This window comes from Nocardiopsis kunsanensis DSM 44524, from assembly GCF_000340965.1.
Lineage (GTDB): Bacteria > Actinomycetota > Actinomycetes > Streptosporangiales > Streptosporangiaceae > Nocardiopsis > Nocardiopsis kunsanensis.
The window spans coordinates 1-993 of sequence record NZ_ANAY01000085.1; the positions used below are offsets into that span (position 1 = coordinate 1).

1 protein-coding gene is annotated in these 993 nt (G+C 65.1%); it reads right to left on the reverse strand.

Annotated features, from left to right (window positions below):
* Positions 1–20: 20 nt before the first annotated feature.
* Positions 21–830 carry a transposase family protein gene (locus D456_RS0123330; RefSeq protein ID WP_394297289.1) on the reverse strand — a complete coding sequence of 270 codons (810 nt, stop codon included), beginning with the start codon at positions 828–830 and terminating at the stop codon, positions 21–23.
* Positions 831–993: the final 163 nt, after the last annotated feature.

Genomic DNA, 993 nt, shown 5'->3' on the forward strand with positions numbered 1-993 from the left:
TGAGGTGATCTCAGCGAGTTTTATGCCAGGCGCCCGTGTTCGAAGTGCGTGAGGACGAGGGCGGCTCTGGCGATGTCCCCGATCTTGCTGGGGCTGGCGGTGATGTGTTGTAGCAGCCGCCACCGCTGGGTGAGCAGTGCGAACCCGCGCTCGCCCAGACAGCGCACACCCCGCTGGAGCTTGTTGAGGGTGCGGTTGTCCAGGGCCAGCGGCGGACCGTCACTCGGCTGCTTGATGGGGGTGATGACACCGATGCCGGCACCCTCGTATCCCAGGTCGGCCAGCGTGGGCAGGCCTTTGGCCGCGAAGGCGTAGAGGGCGCCGAGCATGTGGGTACGGGCCGCGGGTAGGTCATTCACTGATCCTGGCTCGACGTCGCTGATGAACAGGGGGAACCCGTCCGGTTCCATGACGCCTTGGACGTTGCCTCCGTGGTGGCGGGCCTTTCCCGAGTACCACAGATCGATGCTCTTTCCTTTGACGCTGGTCGTCTTCTCCAAACATCGGTCGGTCGGGATCACCATGCCGTCGAGTACCAGGTGGGACACGCCCGCCTCGTGGGCGTTCTTCAGTGCGTGGTGCAGGTGCGGGGCCTGGTCGGCCAGGACAGCGGTGGCTTCGTCGATGTAGCGGTAGCCGGTGGATCGGCCGATGCCGTGGTCGCGGGCCAAGGTGGCGGGGTCGGTTCCGTCGCGGAAGTGGCGCAGGACCATGATCGCCTGGTGGTAGCAGGTCAGGGCACGGGTTCGGTTGCGGGTGCCGCGCAGCTTGCGTTCGGTGGCCAGGAGGCGGGCCAGGAAGAGAACGGCTTCCCTGGGGACGTCGAGGATGGCACGATAGGTGACCACGTGGAGCCTTTCACGGTAGCCCGGCAAGATTCGACACCTCGCCTTCTACCTGGGGCTCCACGTCTATGTCTGCGGAACGGACGTTCCTCCCCTCAGGTTCGGTTTGCCGTTTTCATCCCACTTCAAAGTCGCTGGGATCACCTCA